Source organism: Bacillus sp. EB106-04-02-XG92 (assembly GCF_058791995.1).
The window spans coordinates 62,781-83,063 of sequence record NZ_JBYTEA010000017.1; the positions used below are offsets into that span (position 1 = coordinate 62,781).

The 20,283-nt window shown below is 36.1% G+C and carries 17 protein-coding genes, 1 pseudogene and 2 riboswitches; of the genes and pseudogenes, 5 read left to right on the forward strand and 13 right to left on the reverse strand.

Annotation, left to right across the window (positions count from 1 at the left end; genetic code table 11):
* Positions 1 to 13 precede the first annotated feature (13 nt).
* A complete protein-coding gene (locus AC3WVA_RS26585) occupies positions 14 to 931 on the reverse strand; it encodes an ABC transporter permease (protein ID WP_048528645.1) in 918 nt (305 codons plus the stop codon).
* 136 nt (positions 932 to 1,067) lie between these two features.
* Positions 1,068 to 1,173, reverse strand: a riboswitch (SAM riboswitch).
* A gap of 173 nt (positions 1,174 to 1,346) precedes the next feature.
* Between AC3WVA_RS26585 and AC3WVA_RS26590 the strand changes: the two genes are divergently transcribed.
* Complete coding sequence (locus tag AC3WVA_RS26590) at positions 1,347 to 1,562, forward strand: DUF3951 domain-containing protein (RefSeq protein WP_098881424.1); 216 nt, start codon at positions 1,347 to 1,349, stop codon at positions 1,560 to 1,562.
* Between the two features lie 18 nt (positions 1,563 to 1,580).
* Here the strand turns inward: AC3WVA_RS26590 and AC3WVA_RS26595 are convergent, their stop codons facing one another.
* From AC3WVA_RS26595 to AC3WVA_RS26620, 6 genes are all read right to left on the reverse strand, one after another.
* Positions 1,581 to 2,084 carry a lipoprotein gene (locus AC3WVA_RS26595; RefSeq protein WP_048528646.1) on the reverse strand — a complete coding sequence of 168 codons (504 nt, stop codon included), beginning with the start codon at positions 2,082 to 2,084 and terminating at the stop codon, positions 1,581 to 1,583.
* A 247-nt stretch (positions 2,085 to 2,331) separates the two neighbouring features.
* The gene (locus AC3WVA_RS26600; protein WP_073518225.1) at positions 2,332 to 3,582 is read right to left on the reverse strand and encodes a multidrug effflux MFS transporter; all 1,251 of its coding nucleotides are present in this window, start codon (positions 3,580 to 3,582) and stop codon (positions 2,332 to 2,334) included.
* Between the two features lie 127 nt (positions 3,583 to 3,709).
* Positions 3,710 to 5,428 (reverse strand): DUF3981 domain-containing protein, encoded by a 1,719-nt coding sequence (locus AC3WVA_RS26605; protein WP_098345091.1) that lies wholly within the window; start codon positions 5,426 to 5,428, stop codon positions 3,710 to 3,712.
* Between the two features lie 78 nt (positions 5,429 to 5,506).
* Positions 5,507 to 6,040, reverse strand: coding sequence for an MFS transporter (locus AC3WVA_RS26610; RefSeq protein WP_000222369.1), 534 nt, complete (start codon positions 6,038 to 6,040; stop codon positions 5,507 to 5,509).
* Positions 6,037 to 7,473 carry an FAD-binding oxidoreductase gene (locus tag AC3WVA_RS26615; RefSeq protein ID WP_048528648.1) on the reverse strand — a complete coding sequence of 479 codons (1,437 nt, stop codon included), beginning with the start codon at positions 7,471 to 7,473 and terminating at the stop codon, positions 6,037 to 6,039. The genes AC3WVA_RS26610 and AC3WVA_RS26615 overlap by 4 nt, the downstream gene beginning before the upstream one ends.
* Positions 7,474 to 7,585: 112 nt before the next feature.
* Positions 7,586 to 8,350, reverse strand: a complete 765-nt coding sequence (locus tag AC3WVA_RS26620) for a DUF6612 family protein (RefSeq protein ID WP_098345090.1) — start codon at positions 8,348 to 8,350, stop codon at positions 7,586 to 7,588.
* Between the two features lie 145 nt (positions 8,351 to 8,495).
* Between AC3WVA_RS26620 and AC3WVA_RS26625 the strand changes: the two genes are divergently transcribed.
* The 4 genes from AC3WVA_RS26625 (at position 8,496) to AC3WVA_RS26640 (ending at position 12,193) form a co-directional block, all read left to right on the forward strand.
* Entirely contained in the window at positions 8,496 to 9,404 is a 909-nt protein-coding gene (locus AC3WVA_RS26625; RefSeq protein ID WP_417902603.1) for an NAD(P)-dependent alcohol dehydrogenase, read from the forward strand.
* Between the two features lie 80 nt (positions 9,405 to 9,484).
* Positions 9,485 to 9,599, forward strand: a riboswitch (SAM riboswitch).
* An 85-nt stretch (positions 9,600 to 9,684) separates the two neighbouring features.
* On the forward strand, positions 9,685 to 10,497 hold the full coding sequence (locus AC3WVA_RS26630; RefSeq protein ID WP_048528651.1) for a MetQ/NlpA family ABC transporter substrate-binding protein: 813 nt from the start codon (positions 9,685 to 9,687) through the stop codon (positions 10,495 to 10,497).
* A gap of 12 nt (positions 10,498 to 10,509) precedes the next feature.
* On the forward strand, positions 10,510 to 11,550 hold the full coding sequence (locus tag AC3WVA_RS26635; RefSeq protein WP_098345088.1) for a methionine ABC transporter ATP-binding protein: 1,041 nt from the start codon (positions 10,510 to 10,512) through the stop codon (positions 11,548 to 11,550).
* On the forward strand, positions 11,525 to 12,193 hold the full coding sequence (locus tag AC3WVA_RS26640) for a methionine ABC transporter permease (protein WP_048528653.1): 669 nt from the start codon (positions 11,525 to 11,527) through the stop codon (positions 12,191 to 12,193). Before AC3WVA_RS26635 ends, AC3WVA_RS26640 begins: the two co-directional genes overlap by 26 nt.
* Before the next feature lie 38 nt (positions 12,194 to 12,231).
* Here the strand turns inward: AC3WVA_RS26640 and AC3WVA_RS26645 are convergent, their stop codons facing one another.
* The 6 genes and pseudogenes from AC3WVA_RS26645 to AC3WVA_RS26670 form a co-directional block, all read right to left on the reverse strand.
* On the reverse strand, positions 12,232 to 13,008 hold the full coding sequence (locus AC3WVA_RS26645; protein WP_142320946.1) for an SDR family oxidoreductase: 777 nt from the start codon (positions 13,006 to 13,008) through the stop codon (positions 12,232 to 12,234).
* Between the two features lie 360 nt (positions 13,009 to 13,368).
* Positions 13,369 to 14,994, reverse strand: a complete 1,626-nt coding sequence (locus AC3WVA_RS26650) for an S-layer homology domain-containing protein (protein ID WP_048528656.1) — start codon at positions 14,992 to 14,994, stop codon at positions 13,369 to 13,371.
* 371 nt (positions 14,995 to 15,365) lie between these two features.
* A complete protein-coding gene (locus tag AC3WVA_RS26655) occupies positions 15,366 to 15,932 on the reverse strand; it encodes a DUF4256 domain-containing protein (protein ID WP_048528657.1) in 567 nt (188 codons plus the stop codon).
* 126 nt (positions 15,933 to 16,058) lie between these two features.
* Positions 16,059 to 18,023 (reverse strand): annotated as a pseudogene (locus AC3WVA_RS26660) (S9 family peptidase).
* Positions 18,024 to 18,275: 252 nt separating this feature from the next.
* Positions 18,276 to 20,078, reverse strand: a complete 1,803-nt coding sequence (gene glmS / locus AC3WVA_RS26665) for a glutamine--fructose-6-phosphate transaminase (isomerizing) (protein ID WP_098345076.1) — start codon at positions 20,076 to 20,078, stop codon at positions 18,276 to 18,278.
* Between the two features lie 12 nt (positions 20,079 to 20,090).
* The gene (locus AC3WVA_RS26670; protein ID WP_001208183.1) at positions 20,091 to 20,276 is read right to left on the reverse strand and encodes a hypothetical protein; all 186 of its coding nucleotides are present in this window, start codon (positions 20,274 to 20,276) and stop codon (positions 20,091 to 20,093) included.
* Between the last annotated feature and the right edge of the window lie 7 nt (positions 20,277 to 20,283).

Here is a 20,283-nt window from a genome sequence, read left to right on the forward strand (position 1 = left end):
ATATCCCCCCTCCTTATGTAATAGAACGAATACGCGGATCAACAATACGGTGAATAATATCTGTAATAAAAATACAAGAAATTAATAACGCACTATAGAAAATCGTTGTTCCCATAATGACCGGATAATCTCGGTTAAAAATACTATCTACAAAATATTTTCCGAGGCCAGGAATTGAAAAGATTTTCTCGATAACGAAAGTCCCTGTTAAAAGCCCAGCCATTAACGGTCCAACAAATGTAAGTACTGGCACAATTGCATTTCGAAGAGCATGTCTTATAATAATCTTCTTAATTGGTATACCTTTCGCTCTCGCTAGCTTAATATAATCACTCTGCAAAACTTCAATCATATTAGAGCGAACAAACCTTGTAATAACCGCGATTGGTCCTAACGCTAATGCAAAGGATGGCAATACTGTATGTTCGAATGTACCCCAAGACGCTACAGGTAACAGTTCAAACTGTATAGCAAATACTTGTATAAATAGTGGCGCTAAAATAAAACTTGGAATAGATATACCGAGAATCGCAAGTAAGCTCACACTATAATCAATTACTTTCCCATGATATAAGGCTGCAAATGTACCTGCTGCAATTCCGACTAATAATGAAATAATAAGTGCTTGTAAACCAATAATCGCTGACGGACCAAATCCTGTCGTTATAATTTCTGATACGCCTTGACCTGTGGATTGAACAGATTCACCAAAATCAAAATGAACTACGCCATCTAAATAAGCGACGTATTGATTCCATAACGGTTCATCGAGGTGATACTTCGCCCTCATATTTTGTATTACTTCCTCGGGAAAGATTTTCGCATCTGATGAAAATGGATCCCCAGGAATGATATGCATAATCAAAAATGTTACTGTCGTAATGACCCATAGCGTGAAAACCATAACCGATAGTTTTTTAATAACATACACTTTAATAACCTCCTAAACTCATAAATTTACTTTGTTTTATTGACGTATCTTTCCCCTTGCTTCCTTTTCTCTTCTTAAAACACAAAAAGCCTTGATCTTAAAAAATAAGATCAAGGCTTAATAAACGAAGGCCCATCACTTATCTTTCAAGACTTGCTTGCTGGAATTAGCACGGTGTTCCTGTTACAGAACCCGCTGCTGAGGTGTCATAGGGCCAGTCCCTCTACCTCTCTGGATAAGTAAATTGCTATATTATTATTTGGTTCAAATTGTATATTTCGAATTATAATTCTGAAAAAATGAAAAGTCAATCAAATTGGATATATTTAGAAAAATCAGTTTTCTATGGCGTTAGTTATTGAAATTACAATCTTTCGCTTATAATAAAAAGAAATTGTATTAAAGGAGTTATAAGATGGATTCCTTACTTCTTGCTACTATAGGATTACCCTTAACAATCGTTATACTTGTCATCATCGGCTTCTATAAACTCTTTATTAAAAAGAAACGTATCACTTCTTTTTATACTCCATTCGATAATATTACCGGTCAAACCATTTCTCAATTTCACGAAGAACAGAAGGTATTAGTATGCGAGGATGAAGACGGAGATGGTAAGAAAAAAAAATAACCTTGCGCGTACGCAAGGTTATTTTTTCGTTTCTGCTTGAAAACGTTTATAGTATGTTGATGCTGTTGCAAAATTAATTTCTATATCACGAATCAATGATGAGTCTTCTTCTTTAGCTAACTTCTGTAATTTTTTCATCGCTTGTTCCGATTCATTCAAGAAACCAGCGTATACCTCATGTTCTTGCTCTTTCGACTTTGGAACACGAATTTCTTTACGTATATTATCGATATCTTCTAACATGCTCGTTGTTACCTTTTGCACATCTTCTTTATATGTAGCATTCGTTATTTCCTTACCGCCCTTTTCTTTTGCCACTTCAAATAACTGTAATGCTTTATTAATTTCTTTATTCATTTTCATATCGTATTTTTCATGTACTGCAAGGTATTCTTTCATCTCTTCTGTTTGCTCAGTAGATTGCTCTACCTTTTCTTTCGGTTCTTTCGTATCTTTATTTCCATTACATCCCGCTAGAAGGATCATACTTCCCATTACAGCAATACCCAAAACCTTCTTCATCTCTTCTTCTCCTTTTATCTACAGCTATTACTCATTATAGTTTCTTTTATCTCCACTTGTTATTATACCGAGAACACCCTACTTTTTACACTTAAGACGATATCTTAATATACACACCAACATTTTTGTCACAGTATCGTCACTTTATGCAAATAACTTTTGCATCACCTTACAACACTGTATAAGTTATTTCAAAGAAATGAAAAAAGAGCTGATTCAACACATTTGAATCAGCTCTTTTTATAAATTAAGCCTCTAAATTTTGTCTTTGTTGCAGTTCAAACTGCTTCTCACTTCTTCTGGCCATAAATAGATAACATAACACAGCACCAATTTCACAAAGAGCGATTACAACACCCATCGGTAATGCGGTGTTACTTCCACCAATACCTACTAACGGTGCAACAAGTGCTCCTGAGATGAACTGTAATAATCCTAATAAGGCCGATGCTGTTCCTGCGGCTTGTTTCTGATTTCTCATCGCTAACGAGAACCCAGTCGTTGAGACAACCCCGACACTTGATACAACAAGGAATAATGAGCATAAAACACCAATTAAACCTATTCCGAGCACGATTGTCAGTAATAAAGATAGGCCACCAACAGCTGCGATAATAATACCAGCAACAAATAATGTCTTCTCATTCACTTTCCCTGCTAAACGACCCGTTACCTGACTAGCAATGATAATACCGATACCGTTGATTGCAAAGAATAAACTAAATTGCTGTGGTGACGCTCCGTATATGTTCTGTAACACAAATGGTGAGCCTGAAATGTACGCAAACATTGCCGCCGTTACTAGCCCTTGTGACAATGCATATCCCATAAACAGACGATCCTTTAACAGTTTTCCGTACGTCGCCAATGTTCCTGACAATCCACCCGTTTCTCTCTCTTCAGGAGGTAATGTTTCACGTAATACGAAAGTAGCTGATATTAACATGAATACACTAATTGCTCCAAGAACGATGAAGACACCGCGCCATGTTGTAAATTGTAACAATTGTCCCCCAATAATCGGTGCCAAAATAGGTGCTGCTCCGTTTACTAACATAAGCAGTGAGAAAAACTTCGTCATTTCAGAACCTGAATACATGTCACGTACCATTGCACGTGATATCACAATCCCAGCCGATCCTGAAGCTCCTTGCAAGAAGCGCAATAACACTAAACTCCAAATAGATGGTGCAATAGCACAAAGTAAAGAAGAAGCAACATAAATAATAAGAGCAATAATAAGAGGTTTGCGCCTTCCGTAAATATCACTAATTGAACCGACAAATAATTGCCCTACTGAAAGCCCAAGTAAACAAGCTGTTAATGTTAACTGCGCTAGGGATGCACCTGTTTGTAGGTCATCTGTTAATTTCGGTAAAGAAGGCAAATACATATCAATAGATAATGGCCCAATCGCCGTAAGTGTCCCTAGTACAAGAATCATCCATAACCTATTTGTCTTTACAGGTTTATATATTTCTTGATTAACTCCATTCACTTTTTCCGTTCACCCTTTCCTATAACTACTAAATCGTAACAATTATAGTTACAACATAAACATACGTCAAGTATAGTGCATTTTCCTGTTTCATACTGTAAAAAAAAGCGATAGAATTTCTATCGCTTTACTTTTTCAAATTGTTATTTGCAAATTTAGATACGGAAGACATCGACTCTCCTGTATCTAAATATGTGATTTGAATTGAATCGCCCACTTCTGTAAACATAGCATATGGGAATTTTTTCACAGGTATCATAAATACTTTTTGTTCATTCTCTAACAGTACATACACAATTGTATTTTCACCTGATTTTTCTTTATATACACGTTGTACAACGCCTTCTTTTTGTGCCTCTTTACCACTTGAAGTCGGTCTAAATGAATCTCCACTTCCGCTCAGTGCATTTTTATAATTCTCAAGCGCTTCTTTTTGCGTCGAACCTGTTGCAAATATTTTTGCATTAGAAGCATAGATAACTGTATGAGCACGTACTAATCCTCCGTCATCAATAACAGGTACAATCCAAGAAGGTTTACCGTAGACGTTATAAATAACCGGCATCGTTCCATGCCATTTCTCTCTCTTAAAGGAATTATCCACTACTTCCGAAGCAGCTGAACCATCCATAATTCCCTTCACTTCTTTTCCGTTATAATAATATAACTTACCTGTACGCGCATCAATAAGCGAGTAACCTAACGCAGAATCTACTCCTTCTTTCGGAGAGGTGAAATCAGTAAAGTAATATAACGTTCCATCCTTACCGAAGATTGGTGTAACTCCTTCTTTCGTTCCCCACTCAGTCGGGATCTTCATATCAGTTTGTGAGAATTTTGTATTCCAAAATCCGTGAATATATTTACCGAAATACGTATTTAATGTAGATGCAGTCTCGTGATTTAATACGCCATCAACGAATTTAGGTGCCTTTCCTTTGTCGTATCTTTTCACTTCACCTGTTTGTGCGTCTACTACTACAACGCCCTCTACTTCAAATCCAGATCTTCCTGAAATAAATTCACCATACGTCATTGTATAATAAGGTTTCCCTTTATCATCTACTTCAAATTTAGGTTTCCCTTTAAAGATTAGATTTGGTTCTGCTTTCCTTACAACACGCTCTAAATTATTCCCGAAAAACATGCTTGGCACATATTTCATTTTATAACCTAGGTGCAGTTTCGCTTCCGCATCTGGGTTCGTACCTGACATCGTTACGTATCCTGGAATTGTCTCTGCTTTACGCGCTTTAAAAAAGCCTGAAACTTCAATTGGTGCTACATATAAAGCCTCGCCATTTACCATTTGTGGCGTTAATTCTCCCAGTTCAAAATAAGCTACTTTCGGAATATCTCCAAATACTTTTTTCATCTTATTTTCCGCTGTCTTTGGCGGCACTGTAAACGGCTGATCATTTTCAGTAAATGGCTCTGAAATATCTTGCTCTACCTTTACAACAGAATCATATTTTTTTTGCGTGATTACTATATCGTGCAAATAACCAAAATAGCCGTAACTTGCTAGTAAAACAAACATGAGAAGCCCTTTTAACGTACCTTCTAATTTCCCTATTTGATTTTGTGAAAATAAAACAAGCCCAATTAAAACTGCTACTGCAACGGCATAATGAGTAAGAATTGAATCTGCTCGATCATCAATTAGCCAAAGATATTCATAGATTGCAATACCTATCCAAAATAAAACAGGAATAACTAAAATGGATGATTTCTTACCCTTTACAACCTTCTCCTCCCCTTTCTTATCCACTGCTCGAAGTTTACTACCGCTTCTTGTCCATGGAATCAAAAACAAAGTGAGAATAGCTAAAATAAAAAATTTCATCAAAGGCAATGTCCCCTTTTCTTTTATTTTCCCTTTTAGTATAACAAATAAAGGGTATTCAGGTAAAAATGGGGATGATTATATTTTTTTACTACTTAATACAACTCCGCTTACTACATATAAGATAGATGCAATATAAAAAATCGTACCAATCGTAAAGAAATCTACTAAATATCCTGTTGCAATAATTGCTACTGCTCCTCCAATCGATGTCCACACATGATATTTCCCAATCTCATAACCAGCATTTTCTTGCACAACTTTTCGTGCTAACGATGTCTTCTCCGTATTACGCTGCACAGCCCCTAAAATACCCATTAAAATTTGAAGAATGTATACATGCCATACTTCTGTTGCAATCGGGAAACAAAGCATTAATATAGCCATAGACCAGGCGTATATAATTAGTAACTTTCTATCACCTACTCGATCAGAGATTCTTCCAACTAGCGGATATACTAGAGCTGAAGTTAAGGCAAATAAGCCATAGGCCCAGCCAAACTGCGAGAAGCTATTTCCAACATTCCGAAGCAATAAGATGTAAAAGGGAAATACCATACTTCCTGCCATCATAATTATGCTTTGTGACGCTACAAACCTTCTATATGTCATTTGCTATACTCCTTATAAAATAAATTCACAAACCTTTCCTCTGAATCTACTTCCTTCTTCTTCTGAAGGAACTCTTCTATACGAGGATATGCTTTCTTTAACTGTTCTTTCGTTGGGTAAGAATAATACGGTAAATAATAACTACCATTATGCTTTAAAGTAACATTAATCATCTTCTGAATGACCACTTTTGTTTTCTTGATTTCATCCTCTGAGCGTCCTTGATTAATTAAAAGCACCAGTGCAAACATATCATCTTTTGCATAAGATAGTACCGCATTTTCATTCTTTTCCACATAGCGAATGGTAATGTTAAGAAGATTGAATTCCTCTTCACTCAAAACATTTCGCAAGTCATCTATATATGCTGCAAAACTGTCTATCGGTACGAAATACTCCTGTAAAACCTCAGTCAAGTTTGGGTTATCGTATTCCATAAAGGCACTATCCGATCTCATTACATTATTTCGCGTTTCGTACTTACCATTTGTACGTTCAAAATAACTTCTTTGTATATCCCAAAATGTATCTTTTCCCCAATCACTATAGCGTGATAAACCGAGTAAAAACTTTGGCGCAGCTATAATATTTTCTTCTTTTAATTTACTGTACTCTCTCAACTTCTGCTGATCTTTTGCTAATACATAATCTGTCACATACATTTCTTTTAAAAATGAATGTGGGGCAACAGAAATACGCGCTAAATGCATACGTATATCCTCATCCCTTCGCACTTTATTCTTAAAATATGAAGAGTATTCCTTATAATCTAGTACCTTCGTATGCGTTTCATACAATTCATCGTTTGTTAACTTTAGCGTCACATCTAAAATAACACCAAATAACCCGTATCCCCCAATTACATACGGAAACAAATCCGCATTCTCTTCTCTACTTACATTACGCACTGTACCATCTGCCATTAACAATCTAAATGACTCTACTGTATCAATTAATGCTTCATGACGAATGTCACGCCCATGTACATTTACACTTAATGAACCACCAACAGTAAAAATATTTTGAGATTGCATGACTTGAACCGCAAGACCATACGGATTGATTTTCTTTTGAATGTCATTCCATGTGACACCGCTTTGTACTCTAATCCTCTTCTCCGCCGGATTAAACTCTAATATTTTATTGTACCCTTTCATATCAAGCATCGTACCGTTCGGATAATACGTCTGTCCGCCTTGGCTATGTTGCATACCAGCAATAGAAATTTTCTCCCCAGAAACATTTGCATCTCGCACAACCTGTTTTAATGAACTTTCATCCTCCGCGTTTTCAATACGTTTAATTTTCGTTGGAAGTAACTTTCCTACATCGCTCATAATCGGATGATTTAGTTGCTCTTTATATGTATTTACAGATGTTGCAAGGAACACTGTATAAGCCATAATAACCACCGCTATCTTTCTTTTTTTCAAATGACACTCTCCTCTTCTACATCTTTTCCCCTTCATATTGTACCTATTTTTCTATGAAGAAAGTATACAAAAAAGAGGGCACCTTATTTTAGGTCCCCCCTTATCAAAACTGTTACTTTGCTGCTGGCAATTGTATTGGGTCAAACTTTTCGTACGACGTATATTTTGCGTTCGTAATAATGTGTGCTTTATCCTTGCCATTACTACTCATAATCATGTCTATCTTTGCTGATTCATATTTAAAATCTTTTGTAATGATATATTCTGCATCCACTTCTTCTATCTTCGCATTTTGTGCTTGTAACATTTTCTTCTGTGTTTCATCCATGCTAGTTAACATACTTTCTGTTTCTTGCCCTTTTAATGTAAATTTCAGTTTATATTTATCTCCGCTTTTTTCCATCTTCATTTTATCTAAAACTACTTCCGGTACTTCTAACTTATCTATAATATCTTGAGTTGCTTTCATTCCACCAGCGTTTAATTGCTCCTCTGGCACGTTTATAACTTCTCCTGTATTAGGGTTTTTCACCTCACCAGCAACTTTACCATCCACAGTATACACTACAACATCTGTACCAGAAATATTCATTTCAGAACGAGAATTCTTTGTCTTTGGCTCTAATTGCATCTTAGCCTTTACTATATCCATCTCTGTTCCTTCAGCTTTTATCCCTACATCATATGTCATCGTTACATGTTCTTCATTTTTAAAAGCTTCGTTCGTTTTCTTGAAAACATCCTTCGCTGCTAATTCCTTTTCTTTTTGAACAGATTCTTTTTTCGGTTCATCCGTCTTTGCTGTTTTCTCATTGCTACATCCTACCCCTAAACTGATTGTAAGTACTAAACTTGAAACAAAAATAATTTTTTTCATAATGTTGCCCCCTTTCCCAAAATAATATCACCTCTTTTCCTATAAAATCTATATAATTTTCAATCTATATTTGCTATATAGCGACATGTTTAATGAAGAGTTTAAATATGATGTAAATAACAACAACTCATTTCAGGAGGTCATTATGAAAGCAATTATTTGCACACAGTATGGACCACCTAATGTTCTTCAGCTTCAAAATATAGAGAAACCTACTCCTAAAAAGAACGAAGTATTAGTTAAAATTCACGCAACAAGTGTATCGACTGGAGATTGTAGAATACGCGGTTTTAACAGTCCCCTCTTATTTTGGATTCCTATGCGGATTATATTAGGTTTCAGAAAACCGAGAAACCCTATACTTGGTGTAGAATTAGCTGGAGAAATTGAGGAAATTGGAACAGATGTAACTCAATTTAAAAAAGGTGATCCAATTTTTGCATTAACAGAACTAAACCTCGGTGGTTATGCCGAGTACACATGCATACATGAAAGTGGATTACTCACATTAAAACCTACCAATGTGACGTATGAAGAAGCGGCAGTTATTCCTTTTGGTGGAACTTCAGCATTGCATTTCCTGAGAAAGGGCCGTATAAAAAAAGGGCAACAAGTGCTCATATATGGTGCCTCAGGATCGGTAGGAACAGCTGCTGTACAACTTGCGAAATATTTCGGTGCGACCGTTACGGCTGTTTGTAGTAATTCAAATTTTGAACTCGTTCAATCTTTAGGAGCTAATAAAGTAATTGATTATACGAAAGAAGATTTTACTAAACAGGGCGAGCGCTACGATATTATATTTGATGCAGTTGGGAAGTATAAAAAATCCCTTTGTGCAAATACATTAACACCTAATGGAAAATATGTATCTGTTAATGGAATGATGGCAAAGGTAAGTAAAGAGGATATGATTCTACTAAAAGAACTAACCGAAACAGAACATTTAAAACCTGTTATTGATAGAACCTACCGATTAGAAGAAATTTCTGAAGCTCATATGTATGTGGAAATGGGACATAAGAAAGGTAACGTTTCGATTACCTTAAAATAAAATATATTCAGAAAATAACATTGACAATTCTTTTTGTAAGATTTACTATTAATACCATATTAAAAAACTACATACACGAACTCTTATCAAGAGTGGCGGAGGGACTGGCCCGATGATGCCCGGCAACCGAGCTTATGACGTATAAGCTAAGGTGCTAATTCCTGCAAAACGAGTTTTCGTTTTGGCAGATAAGAGAGGAATCTATTTTGTCTATTCGGCACCTCTCTTATTTTTGAGAGGTGCTTTTTATTTTGGAACGTATATGAAGGGGGAACTATAGATGAAAAAAGTATTATTGAGCATTGTAAGTGGAGCAGTATTATTATTAGGCGCATGTGGTGCTAATTCAGATAAAGAAGTAAAAACGTTAGATGAGAAAAAGATTACTGTCGGTGTAACTGGCGGACCACATGAACAAATTTTTGAAAAGGTAAAAGAAGTGGCAGCGAAAGACGGACTCGAAATCGATGTAAAAGTATTTAATGATTATGTAGCACCAAACGTATCCTTAGATGAAAAAAGTCTCGATGTAAATAGTTATCAAACGAAATCTTATTTAGACGTATTTAAAGCGGAGCGCAATATGAAATTAACGGAAGTATTTTCAACAGTAACATTCCCTATGGGTGTATATTCTAAAAGCTTAAAAGATGTAAAAGACTTAAAAGAGGGCGATGCAATTGCTGTACCAAACGATCCAACGAATGAACTTCGAGCTTTAAAGCTATTTGAAAAAGCAGGTGTTTTAAAAGTGGATCCAAAGGCTACAGAAAAAGCGACTGCGAAAGATGTAATTGAAAACCCGAAAAACTTAAAGATTGTTGAATTAGAGGCATCTCAATTACCGACACAACTAAGTGAAGTGAAAGCAGCTGCAATTAATACAAACTTTGCATTAGGTGCAAAATTAAGCCCTGCGAAAGATTCTATCTTCCGTGAAGGAAAAGATTCACCATATGTGAACTGGGTCGTTGTTCGTACTGAGAATAAAGATGATGCCGTTGTAAATAAATTAAAGAAAGCTTATCAATCTAAAGAAGTAAAAGAATTTATCGAGAAAAAATTTGATGGTTCTGTTTTACCGTCTTGGTAGGAGCTGACGATAATGATTGAATTAAAAAATGTATCCAAAGTATTTACAACAAAAAAGGGGAATGTAGAAGCTCTTAAGTCTACTTCCCTTCAAGTAAAAAAGGGCGAAGTATTTGGAATCATTGGATATAGCGGCGCTGGTAAAAGTACATTAATTAGGTGTGTAAATTTATTAGAAAAACCAACGACAGGGAATATCATTGTAAATGACCAAGACTTAACAACTTTATCAGCAAAAGAACTTGCAAAAGCGCGACAAAAAGTCGGAATGATTTTTCAAGGATTCCATTTACTTAAAACTGTTACCGTTTATGAAAATATCGCATTACCGTTACGCCTTGCTGGCATTCCAAAAGTAGAGATTGAAAAAAGAGTAGAAAAGTATTTACGCATTGTCGACCTTTTCAATCGAAAAGATGCCTATCCGAGTGAACTTTCTGGTGGCCAGAAACAACGTGTTGCCATTGCACGTGCACTATCACATGAACCAGAAGTGTTATTAAGCGACGAAGCAACGAGCGCTTTAGATCCAGAAACAACGGAATCTATTCTTGATCTACTATTAAAGATTAACGAAGAAATCGGGATCACAATTTTATTAATTACACATGAAATGAATGTCATCCAGCGTATATGTGACCGAGTTGCTGTCATGGAACATGGGGCAGTGGTCGAAAGCGGGACTGTGAACGATATATTCACAAACCCACAACATGCAACAACGAAAAAATTCATCAATAGTGCATTTGCAGCGAAGATTCCTGAAGACGCACAGAAAGAGCTACAAAGAACCGGAGAAATCGTAACACTTTCATTTATAGGAACTTCTTCTGGCGAACCAGCGTTAGCTATCGCTACAAAACGTTTTCAAGTGTATCCAAATATTTTATCCGGTAATATTACACAGTTAAAACATGAAGCATATGGGAAACTAGTCATTCATATGCAAGGTGAAAAAACTGAAGTAGACCGTGCTTTATCATTTTTACAAGAGCAAGGGATCATCGTAGAAGGAGGTAGAACAGACTATGGGAAACAAGTCCTTTTTGGATGAATGGGGTAAAGTCATATGGGAAGCAACCGTTCAAACATTTCAAATGACATCTATTTCACTATTTATCTCCATCCTTATTGCATTACCACTTGGCGTCACACTTGTTTTAACGAGACCTGGCGGACAGCACGAAAATAAAATCATTTATCCAATTCTTAATACAATTATTAATATCATTCGCTCTCTTCCATTTATCATTCTATTATTCTTCATTTTACCTTTTACAAAGTTTCTAATGGGAACATCCATTGGTGTGCAAGGTGTCATCGTACCACTTGTCGTATTCACGGCCCCTTATATTGCAAGGTTAATGGAAACAGCTTTACTGGAAGTAGATCGTGGTGTTATTGAAGCTTACCAAGCGATGGGTGTTTCTACTATAAAAATCATCTGGCACGTTATGGTCAAAGAAGCTCGTCCCTCCCTTGTACTTGGCTTAACAATTGCAACAATCGGCTTAATTGGTGCAACAGCAATGGCTGGACTTGTAGGTGCTGGCGGTCTTGGTGATTTAGCATATCGATTCGGACACTTACGCTATGAACCTGAAGTAATGTATGCAACAGTCTTTATTTTAATTATCCTCGTTCAAGGGTTACAGTCTTTAGGAAATGGTGTTGCAAGAAGATTGAAGAAAGATTAAAAAAGAAGGTATCTCACTAGGGTGAGATACCTTCTTTTTTATCTTTTAAATCCACCTTCAGAATGAATAACTTGTCCAGTAATCCATTCTGCTTCTTCACTTACTAAAAATTTAATGAGCCTTGCTGCATCCTTTGGCTCACCAATTCTACCAAAAGGAAACATCGGCTTTAATCCTTGCTTTATCTCCTCAGTCATCCATCCTGTACTAGTTGGACCTGGATTAATTGCATTCACTGTTATTCCTAGGTGAGCTACCTCAGCTGACAACGTACTCGTAAGGGCGTCAATTGCTCCCTTCGTTGTTGCATACGCTAGTTCTCCTGCCATAGGTCCTTGAAATTGCCCCGACGTCATATTCACAATTCTACCACCAGATTTCTTATCAAATCCTCGGGCAAATTGAATACTTAACAACGTAGTCGCACGAATATTTACCATGTAGTGCTTATCTAATTCTTCAGCGGTCAAATTAGAGAAGTCATTATTTGTGGAATACGCTGCATTATTAATTAATATATGAGGGTAGCCTAGTTGTTCAGTAACTTTATTTATAAGCTCTTTCGGTGCATCATTCTGAGTTAAATCTAACTCCATACTTGATACTTTAACACCGCTTTTTAGTAACTCTTCTTTTAATTGTATTTGTTCACTTTGATCAACGCCCCAAGGCATCTCTTTATCGTATGCTGTCCAATACGTAAAAAATATATCGTATCCTGCTTCAGCTAATTCTTTACAAATTGCTGCGCCTATACCATCTAGACGACTTACACCTGTAACAACCGCTATTTTATTTTTTAATTGATTCATCATATACTCCTCCAATTTTAAAGGACGCATATTGTTATATAAGAGATATAAACTTTCCCACAAAAAAGACAGATACATAAAATAGGCATCTATCCTTACAAAAGGGATGTACAAGCCAAATATGCAGTCCTTGAATGATTTACAGATACCTAAATAATCCCTCACTGATGGGAGGAAAATTTATCTATCTAATTTTTAATCATTACAAGTTCGTACACATATTTAGTCTTTGTCCCCTTTCCATATATCTCTATTTCTATTATAGCAATATGACAAAATATTTCAAATGGTACAAAAGGAAGCAAAACAAAAAAACAGGCAATGGGAAAAATACTGCCCATTGCCTGAAAACAAACGAAATGTCTAATATATAACTTCCTTCTTATATACCATATAACTAGGTTCATTATAAACCCACTCATCAGTACCAATTCTTAGCCAGCTATTCTTCTCTTCATATACTGTAGCTTTTTCACCTTTGCTTGCTTTTCTAACAACAGAGTAGCTAGCACCTGCTCCACTACGAACATTTACTCCAATTCCATTAATTTCAACTGTACCAATTCCTTTTTGAACATTACCAGTTTCAATTACTTGAAGCATGTTTAAAATAAATGCTGCTGTTTCACCACGAGTCGTCGTGCCTTTAGGGACATACAGATTATCTCCCATACCTTTTACAATACCCAAACCGTATAATCTTTGTACTGCTTCTTTATAAATAATTTGATCTTTATCTGCAAATGGTAAGTTTGCCAATGGACCATTTATTTTTTTATACTGTAAAGCTTTATTTACAATAACGGCAGCTTCTTCTCTTGTAATAGGTGTGTTAGGGTCAAAGTTACCGTCTCCTCTACCCGAAATGATACCTGCACTTGCAGTACGTTTAATACCATCTCGTAAAGTTGGATTTACATCATTTAAATCTTTAAACGTTGCATCTCCAGCTGGAAGACTTAAAGAATTAGAGATTAATTGAGCAAACTCAGCTCTTGTTACAGATCTATTAGGCGCAAAAATGCCGTTTCCTTCTCCGACCATAATACCTCTTCTATTCAAATCACGAATGGCCGCCTCATACCAACCTCCTGTTATATCGTCTGTTGGTTGATAAAATTTATTATAATACCCTTCAACACCATTTACGAATGGAACCCATTGTCCACTGTTAATCATAATAGCAGGACAGATTTTACCACTCCATTTTTGATGTTTCACAACATTATTTAATGGTACACCAGTTTCTTTCATTAAATAAGCTGCGAGTTTCTTAGCGTTATCTACTGCCTTATTATAGTCACCATCACTGTTAACTGCAATTTCAATTGCAATAGATTCTCTATTACCTGGACCATCACCGTCTCCTGCGTGCCATCCGTTCTCGTTTAATGGTAAGTGTTGATAAATCTCCTTATCATCTACTGTAAAGTGCCATGATGCAGCTCGATCTGTGCTTCCTGTTGCTTGGTTATATAAGTATTGAGCGTGGTTTTTCGCTCCTGCTCCTACGCTTTTATTATCAGTTTCATGAATTGTAATATACTTTGGAACCATATGGTTTTGAGGACGAATATTCTCGTTACCAGTTGGAACAATCCATTCAGTGAATGGGACGCCATTTATAGTACTAGAAACTTTAGGAGCTGAAAAAGAAAGACTACGTTTTGTTCTATTTGGATCGTTAGGAACCGTTAATGTACCTGTTTCTTCATACATACCTTCTGAACCTTGAAGACTGTCCACTTTCTTATTATCGACAGTACCTCCACCACGTCCATCTACTCCTTCAAAACTCTCTTCAATACTTTTTAAAGCTTGTTCATCTGATACTTGAAGTTGACCTGTTTCACCTTGTTCCAGAGCACTTATAGATTGATAGTTATTTACTGATGATTGTTGTTCCTCTGCGAACGATACCACAGATGAAGATAATACCGTTAGTCCTGCTGTTAATGCTACTACCTTTTTATGAAATGTAATACTCATGTTTAATTTGATATATCTCGCTATGTTAGATATATCTTCCTCCTTTAATAGACTTATAAAATTTCGCGAAAAGAACCTTTAAAATACCCTTTTGAATGTCGGAAACAACACTTAACATTTTACTCGATATCCCGTTTGTTTTCTATGAAATCTCTAAATTCTTTAAAAATCCTGACAACAAATAAAAAAGAACTCCTATTTTTAGAAATCCTTTTTTTGCTACACCTCTGGGTATGAGTTTACTAATATGCTAGATATTAATTAATTTTACATAGGTTAATCAAACCGATATGAATAACTCTAAGTAACAATTATAGAAAAGAGCATGTTTTAAAAAGATTAATTAAAACATACTCTTACTTTTTTCAAGTTTAGACCTTTAGCGAACCGCGGAATCCTCTAGCAGCATAGTAGGAATCTGCTCCATTGTGGTATACAAAAACGTGTCCGAAGCGATAATCGCAAAATAAAGCACCACCAAGTTCTCGAATATCTGAAGGCGTTTGTACCCAGCTTGATGATTTCATATCGAAATCTCCCAGTTGTTGCAACTCTCGATATTGTTCTTCCGTTAATAATTCAATGCCCATAGCAGCTGCAACATCAATAACGTTATTTTCTGGTTTATGTTTTTTTCTTGCCTCTAACGCTTCAAGATCATAACAAAGGCTTCTGCGGCCTTTAGGACTCTCCTTTGAACAATCACAGAAAGTATACTCGTCCTTCTCTTCATCATAACTAACAACATCCGGCTCACCGCCAGTTACTTCCATTTCATGAATTGACCATAATTTTCCAGTATTAGTAGCCAGCTTCGCTTCAACTTTACCCCATTCAAGACCTTCATGGCGGTTCATATTTTTCTCAAAACGAACTTGTAATACTTTTAATAGTTCTTCACGTTGTTCTACAGATAACTCATTTTTATTCGCTGTCATATTAGTCCTCCGAATTACATTTCCTTATAATCATAATGGTTTGCATACAGTTTACAACAAATTATATAATTTGTTGTATCTCTTTTTCAACAATCTGACCCAATTAAATCCCTGTACGAATGTCCATTATATAGTACGAAATCCCTCCATACTTTCCCCAAGAATATAATGGGAAAACCATATCAAGTTCTGCTTCATAATAGCTACATTCATTCCTGGCTGATCAGAACTATATGCCATTCCTTTAAATATAATTAATTCTGTATCAACTTCCATATCTCTTAATCCTTCATATAGCTCATATGCATTTGTAGTTGGAATTCTTACATCCTTTTCTCCATGTTGAATTAACGTAGGCGTACAGGCTGATTTAATATATGTCATTGGTGATGTTTTCTTATATATATCCGGATCATTCCATGGAGTATTTCCTAAATACATGCTAATAAAGTAAGGGATATCTGTATTTACATAATGGGTACTCCAGTTCGTGATTCCGCCCCCAACTGAAATAGCTTTAAATCTACTGCTACATGTAGAACAGAAAGCTGATATATATCCTCCGTTACTCCATCCCATAACTCCTACTCTATCTTTATCTACAATCCCTTTTCCAACTAGTTCATCCACTCCAGATAAAACATCATCATAATCAGCAAATCCTTGTTTTCTATAGTTTGCTTTTAAAAATTCATTACCATAACCAGAACTTCCTCTATAGTTTGGCTCTAAAACGATAAAGCCTTTTTCGATAAACTGTTCAATCGGATATTTCTCATTAAAGCAGTCTGAAAATATCGGAAAGGACGCCCAATTCGGACCACCATGGATTACTACTAATAAGGGATATTTTTTATTTGCGTCAAACTCTACTGGGGTTGATAAAACACCTTCTATTTCAAGACCATCACTACTTTTCCATGAGATGGTTTCTCTGTTACTTTTAAGCCTTCCTTCGAAAAAGCTATTTTCATTCGTTATTTTTTTATCATCCAAATAGATTTCAAAGGCTTCATTTGTTATCGCCTTAGTATAGGTTATATGATTTCCATCCCTTGTTATAGACGCATCCATTATAAAACCATCTACTTTTTCGCTTAACATTTCCACAGTGCCCTCCTCACACAGCAAGCCAATACGATAATTCGTTTTATCCTGTCATCTAATTAAAACCCCTTTAGCTGTCCACTGTAATGGCATAACCGTACTATCAAAATTTGTTACAGGTTGAATTACTTCTCCAGTATTCATATCATATATCTCTACTGTATTATCTTGTATATGATTTCTATAGTAATCCTTCTCTCTTATGCTTGCTGCGTAACATATTTTGTTGCCCTCAGGAGAAAAGCAAACGCTCCCTCCTAACAACTTATCCATATTCATTTTTTGTAGTTCCCCAGCTTCAACATCTAATATGTATAGACCACCATTCATATAATCGTTTAAGTTTGGTGTAGCCATACATACAACCTTTTTCCCATCATTTGAAATATCAAAGTTATGTATATAAAAATCCTTACCATCAGTTAGTTGATAAACACCGTTAACCTCCCGTTCCTCTTTATCATTTTGTATCACTTTTTCTATCTCAATGTAGTATAAACAATTATTCCGATGTTCCGTACCTACATGATGGAAATCTCCATATAGTTCCTTACGTTTCTTTATTTCCTCACATTCTTTTGACTGTGCAACATAATAAAAACCTTTGCCCATGGGATCCCATTTAAATGTACTAATCCCTTCTTCCTCATAAGTCATTTGAACCTCACTATAACCATCTATTGACTTAACAAAGATCTGATTTTTATTATCCCCGTCACTGCCTGGGCTAAGGTATGCAACAGTCTTAGAATCTGGAGACCATAATGGATGTGTACTATCTATATCTCCAGTTGTTAGTGGGTAACTCTGTCCTTTATCTTTCTCATATATCCATACATGACTTCTATACGTATTGTCTTCCCAGTTAGCGGTCTTCTTAACAAATGCTACGCTTTTGCCATCATCACTTATATTTGTACTCGATACGGCCGGTAATGAAATAATCTCTTCTATACTTAAATATGTGTTTGCTTTCACTTTCATAGAATAAACCCCTTTGTAATGTCCATGAATCTCTCTTCTCTTCATAATAAAGGAAATTGTTCACACATACTTAAAATGATAGCTGAAAATTCAGATAAACGAAAGTGGTTCTATTCCAACTCCAATAAAGCAAAACTTTCATTAGTAGGTGCTCTTACCAATTTTAGATGTTCTTTTTCAACACAAAAATACCCCTTTAGATAACATATCTAAAGGGGTACGGATTCGTATATTTATTAACCTACCAATCTCCTACTCAACCGTAACAGACTTAGCTAAGTTACGTGGCTTATCAACGTCACACTCGCGGTGAAGTGCTGCGTAGTATGAGATAAGTTGTAATGGAATAACTGCTACTAACGGTGCTAGTGCTTCGTGTACAGCTGGTAATACGAAGCTGTCACCTTCCATTTCTAAGCCTTTCATTGAGATAATACATGGGTTAGCTCCGCGTGCTACTACTTCTTTCACGTTACCACGAATTCCAAGGTTTACGTGCTCTTGTGTAGCAAGTGCGATAACTGGTGTACCATTTTCGATTAAGGCGATTGTACCGTGTTTTAATTCTCCTCCAGCAAATCCTTCTGCTTGGATGTAAGAGATTTCTTTTAACTTTAACGCACCTTCTAATCCTACGTAGAAGTCTACGCTACGTCCGATGAAGAAACAGTTACGCGTTGTTGCTAAAAATTGTTTTGCTAATGCGTCCATTTCTTCTTTTTGATCACAAAGTTCTATCATTGCATTTGCTACAAGTCCTAATTCGTGTGTTAAATCGAAATTAAGAACTTCACCTTTTGCTTTAGCAATATCCGCTGCTAAAATTGAAAGTACTGCAAGCTGTGCTGTGTAAGCTTTCGTTGATGCAACTGCGATTTCTGGTCCCGCATATAACGGAAGTGTATAATCAGCTTCACGAGAAAGCGTAGAACCAGGTACGTTTGTAATCGTTAATGCTTTATGACCCATTTCATTCGTTTGTACAAGTACTGCACGACTATCAGCTGTTTCACCACTTTGTGAAATGTAAATGAAGAATGGTCTTTCTGTTAATAATGGCATGTTATAAGAGAATTCACTTGCTACATGCACTTCAACTGGCATTTTTGCAAACTTCTCGATAAATTGTTTTCCAACAAGACCTGCATGATAACTTGTTCCACATGCAATAATGTAAATACGATCGCTATCTAAAATTGCATTACGAATGTCTTGATCTAATTCAATCTCGCCATTTTCATCTTGATACTTTTGAATTATATTACGGATTACAAGTGGTTGCTCATCGATTTCTTTAAGCATGAAATGAGGGTATGTTCCTTTTTCAATATCACTTGCGTCTAATTCCGCTGTAAACGGTGCACGTTCAATCGTTTCACCTTGTAAGTTTTTAATTGTAATGCTTTCTTTCGTTACAATTACGATTTCTTTATCCATCAATTCAATAAATTGATCTGTAACTTGTAACATCGCCATAGCGTCGCTCGCCACAACATTAAAGTTGTCACCAACACCTACTAATAGCGGGCTTTTGTTTTTAGCAACATAAATCATGTTTGGATTTTCAGCATCAAGTAATCCGATTGCATAAGAGCCATGTAAAAGCGATAGCGTATTACGGAACGCTTCTTCTACACTTAGTCCTGTGCTCACTTGTTGTTCCATAAGCTGTACGATAATCTCTGTATCCGTTTCACTTACGAACGTTACATCTTGTAAATATTCCTTTTTCACTAATTCATAGTTCTCAATTACACCGTTATGAACTAGTGTAAAACGTTTTGATGTACTTTGATGCGGATGCGCGTTTACTTTGCTTGGAACACCATGTGTAGCCCAACGTGTATGACCGATTCCCACGCTTGCAGCTACGTTCTCATCTACGATTTCGCGAAGTTTTGCAATACGGCCTTTTTCTTTGTATACAACAACACCGTTCTCTGCTTGTACTGCAATACCTGCTGAATCATATCCACGATATTCTAGCTTTTCTAAACCTTTTAATAAAATTTCCTTTGCATCTTGCTCTCCAATAAATCCTACGATTCCACACATGTTTAGTCGCCGTTACAAATGCTTACATTGCTCTGCGAACATGTAACGACATAGTCCGATACCATTTTTATTTATACTAAAAAACGGATTACATATTGCTAGCCCTGTAAGCTTGTAACGGCTTTCACCTTCCTCTCGATTGGGTTTAAGTCCGTATATACTTATACAGCTAGTTTGTATCCGTTCCTTTTCTCTCATCACACTT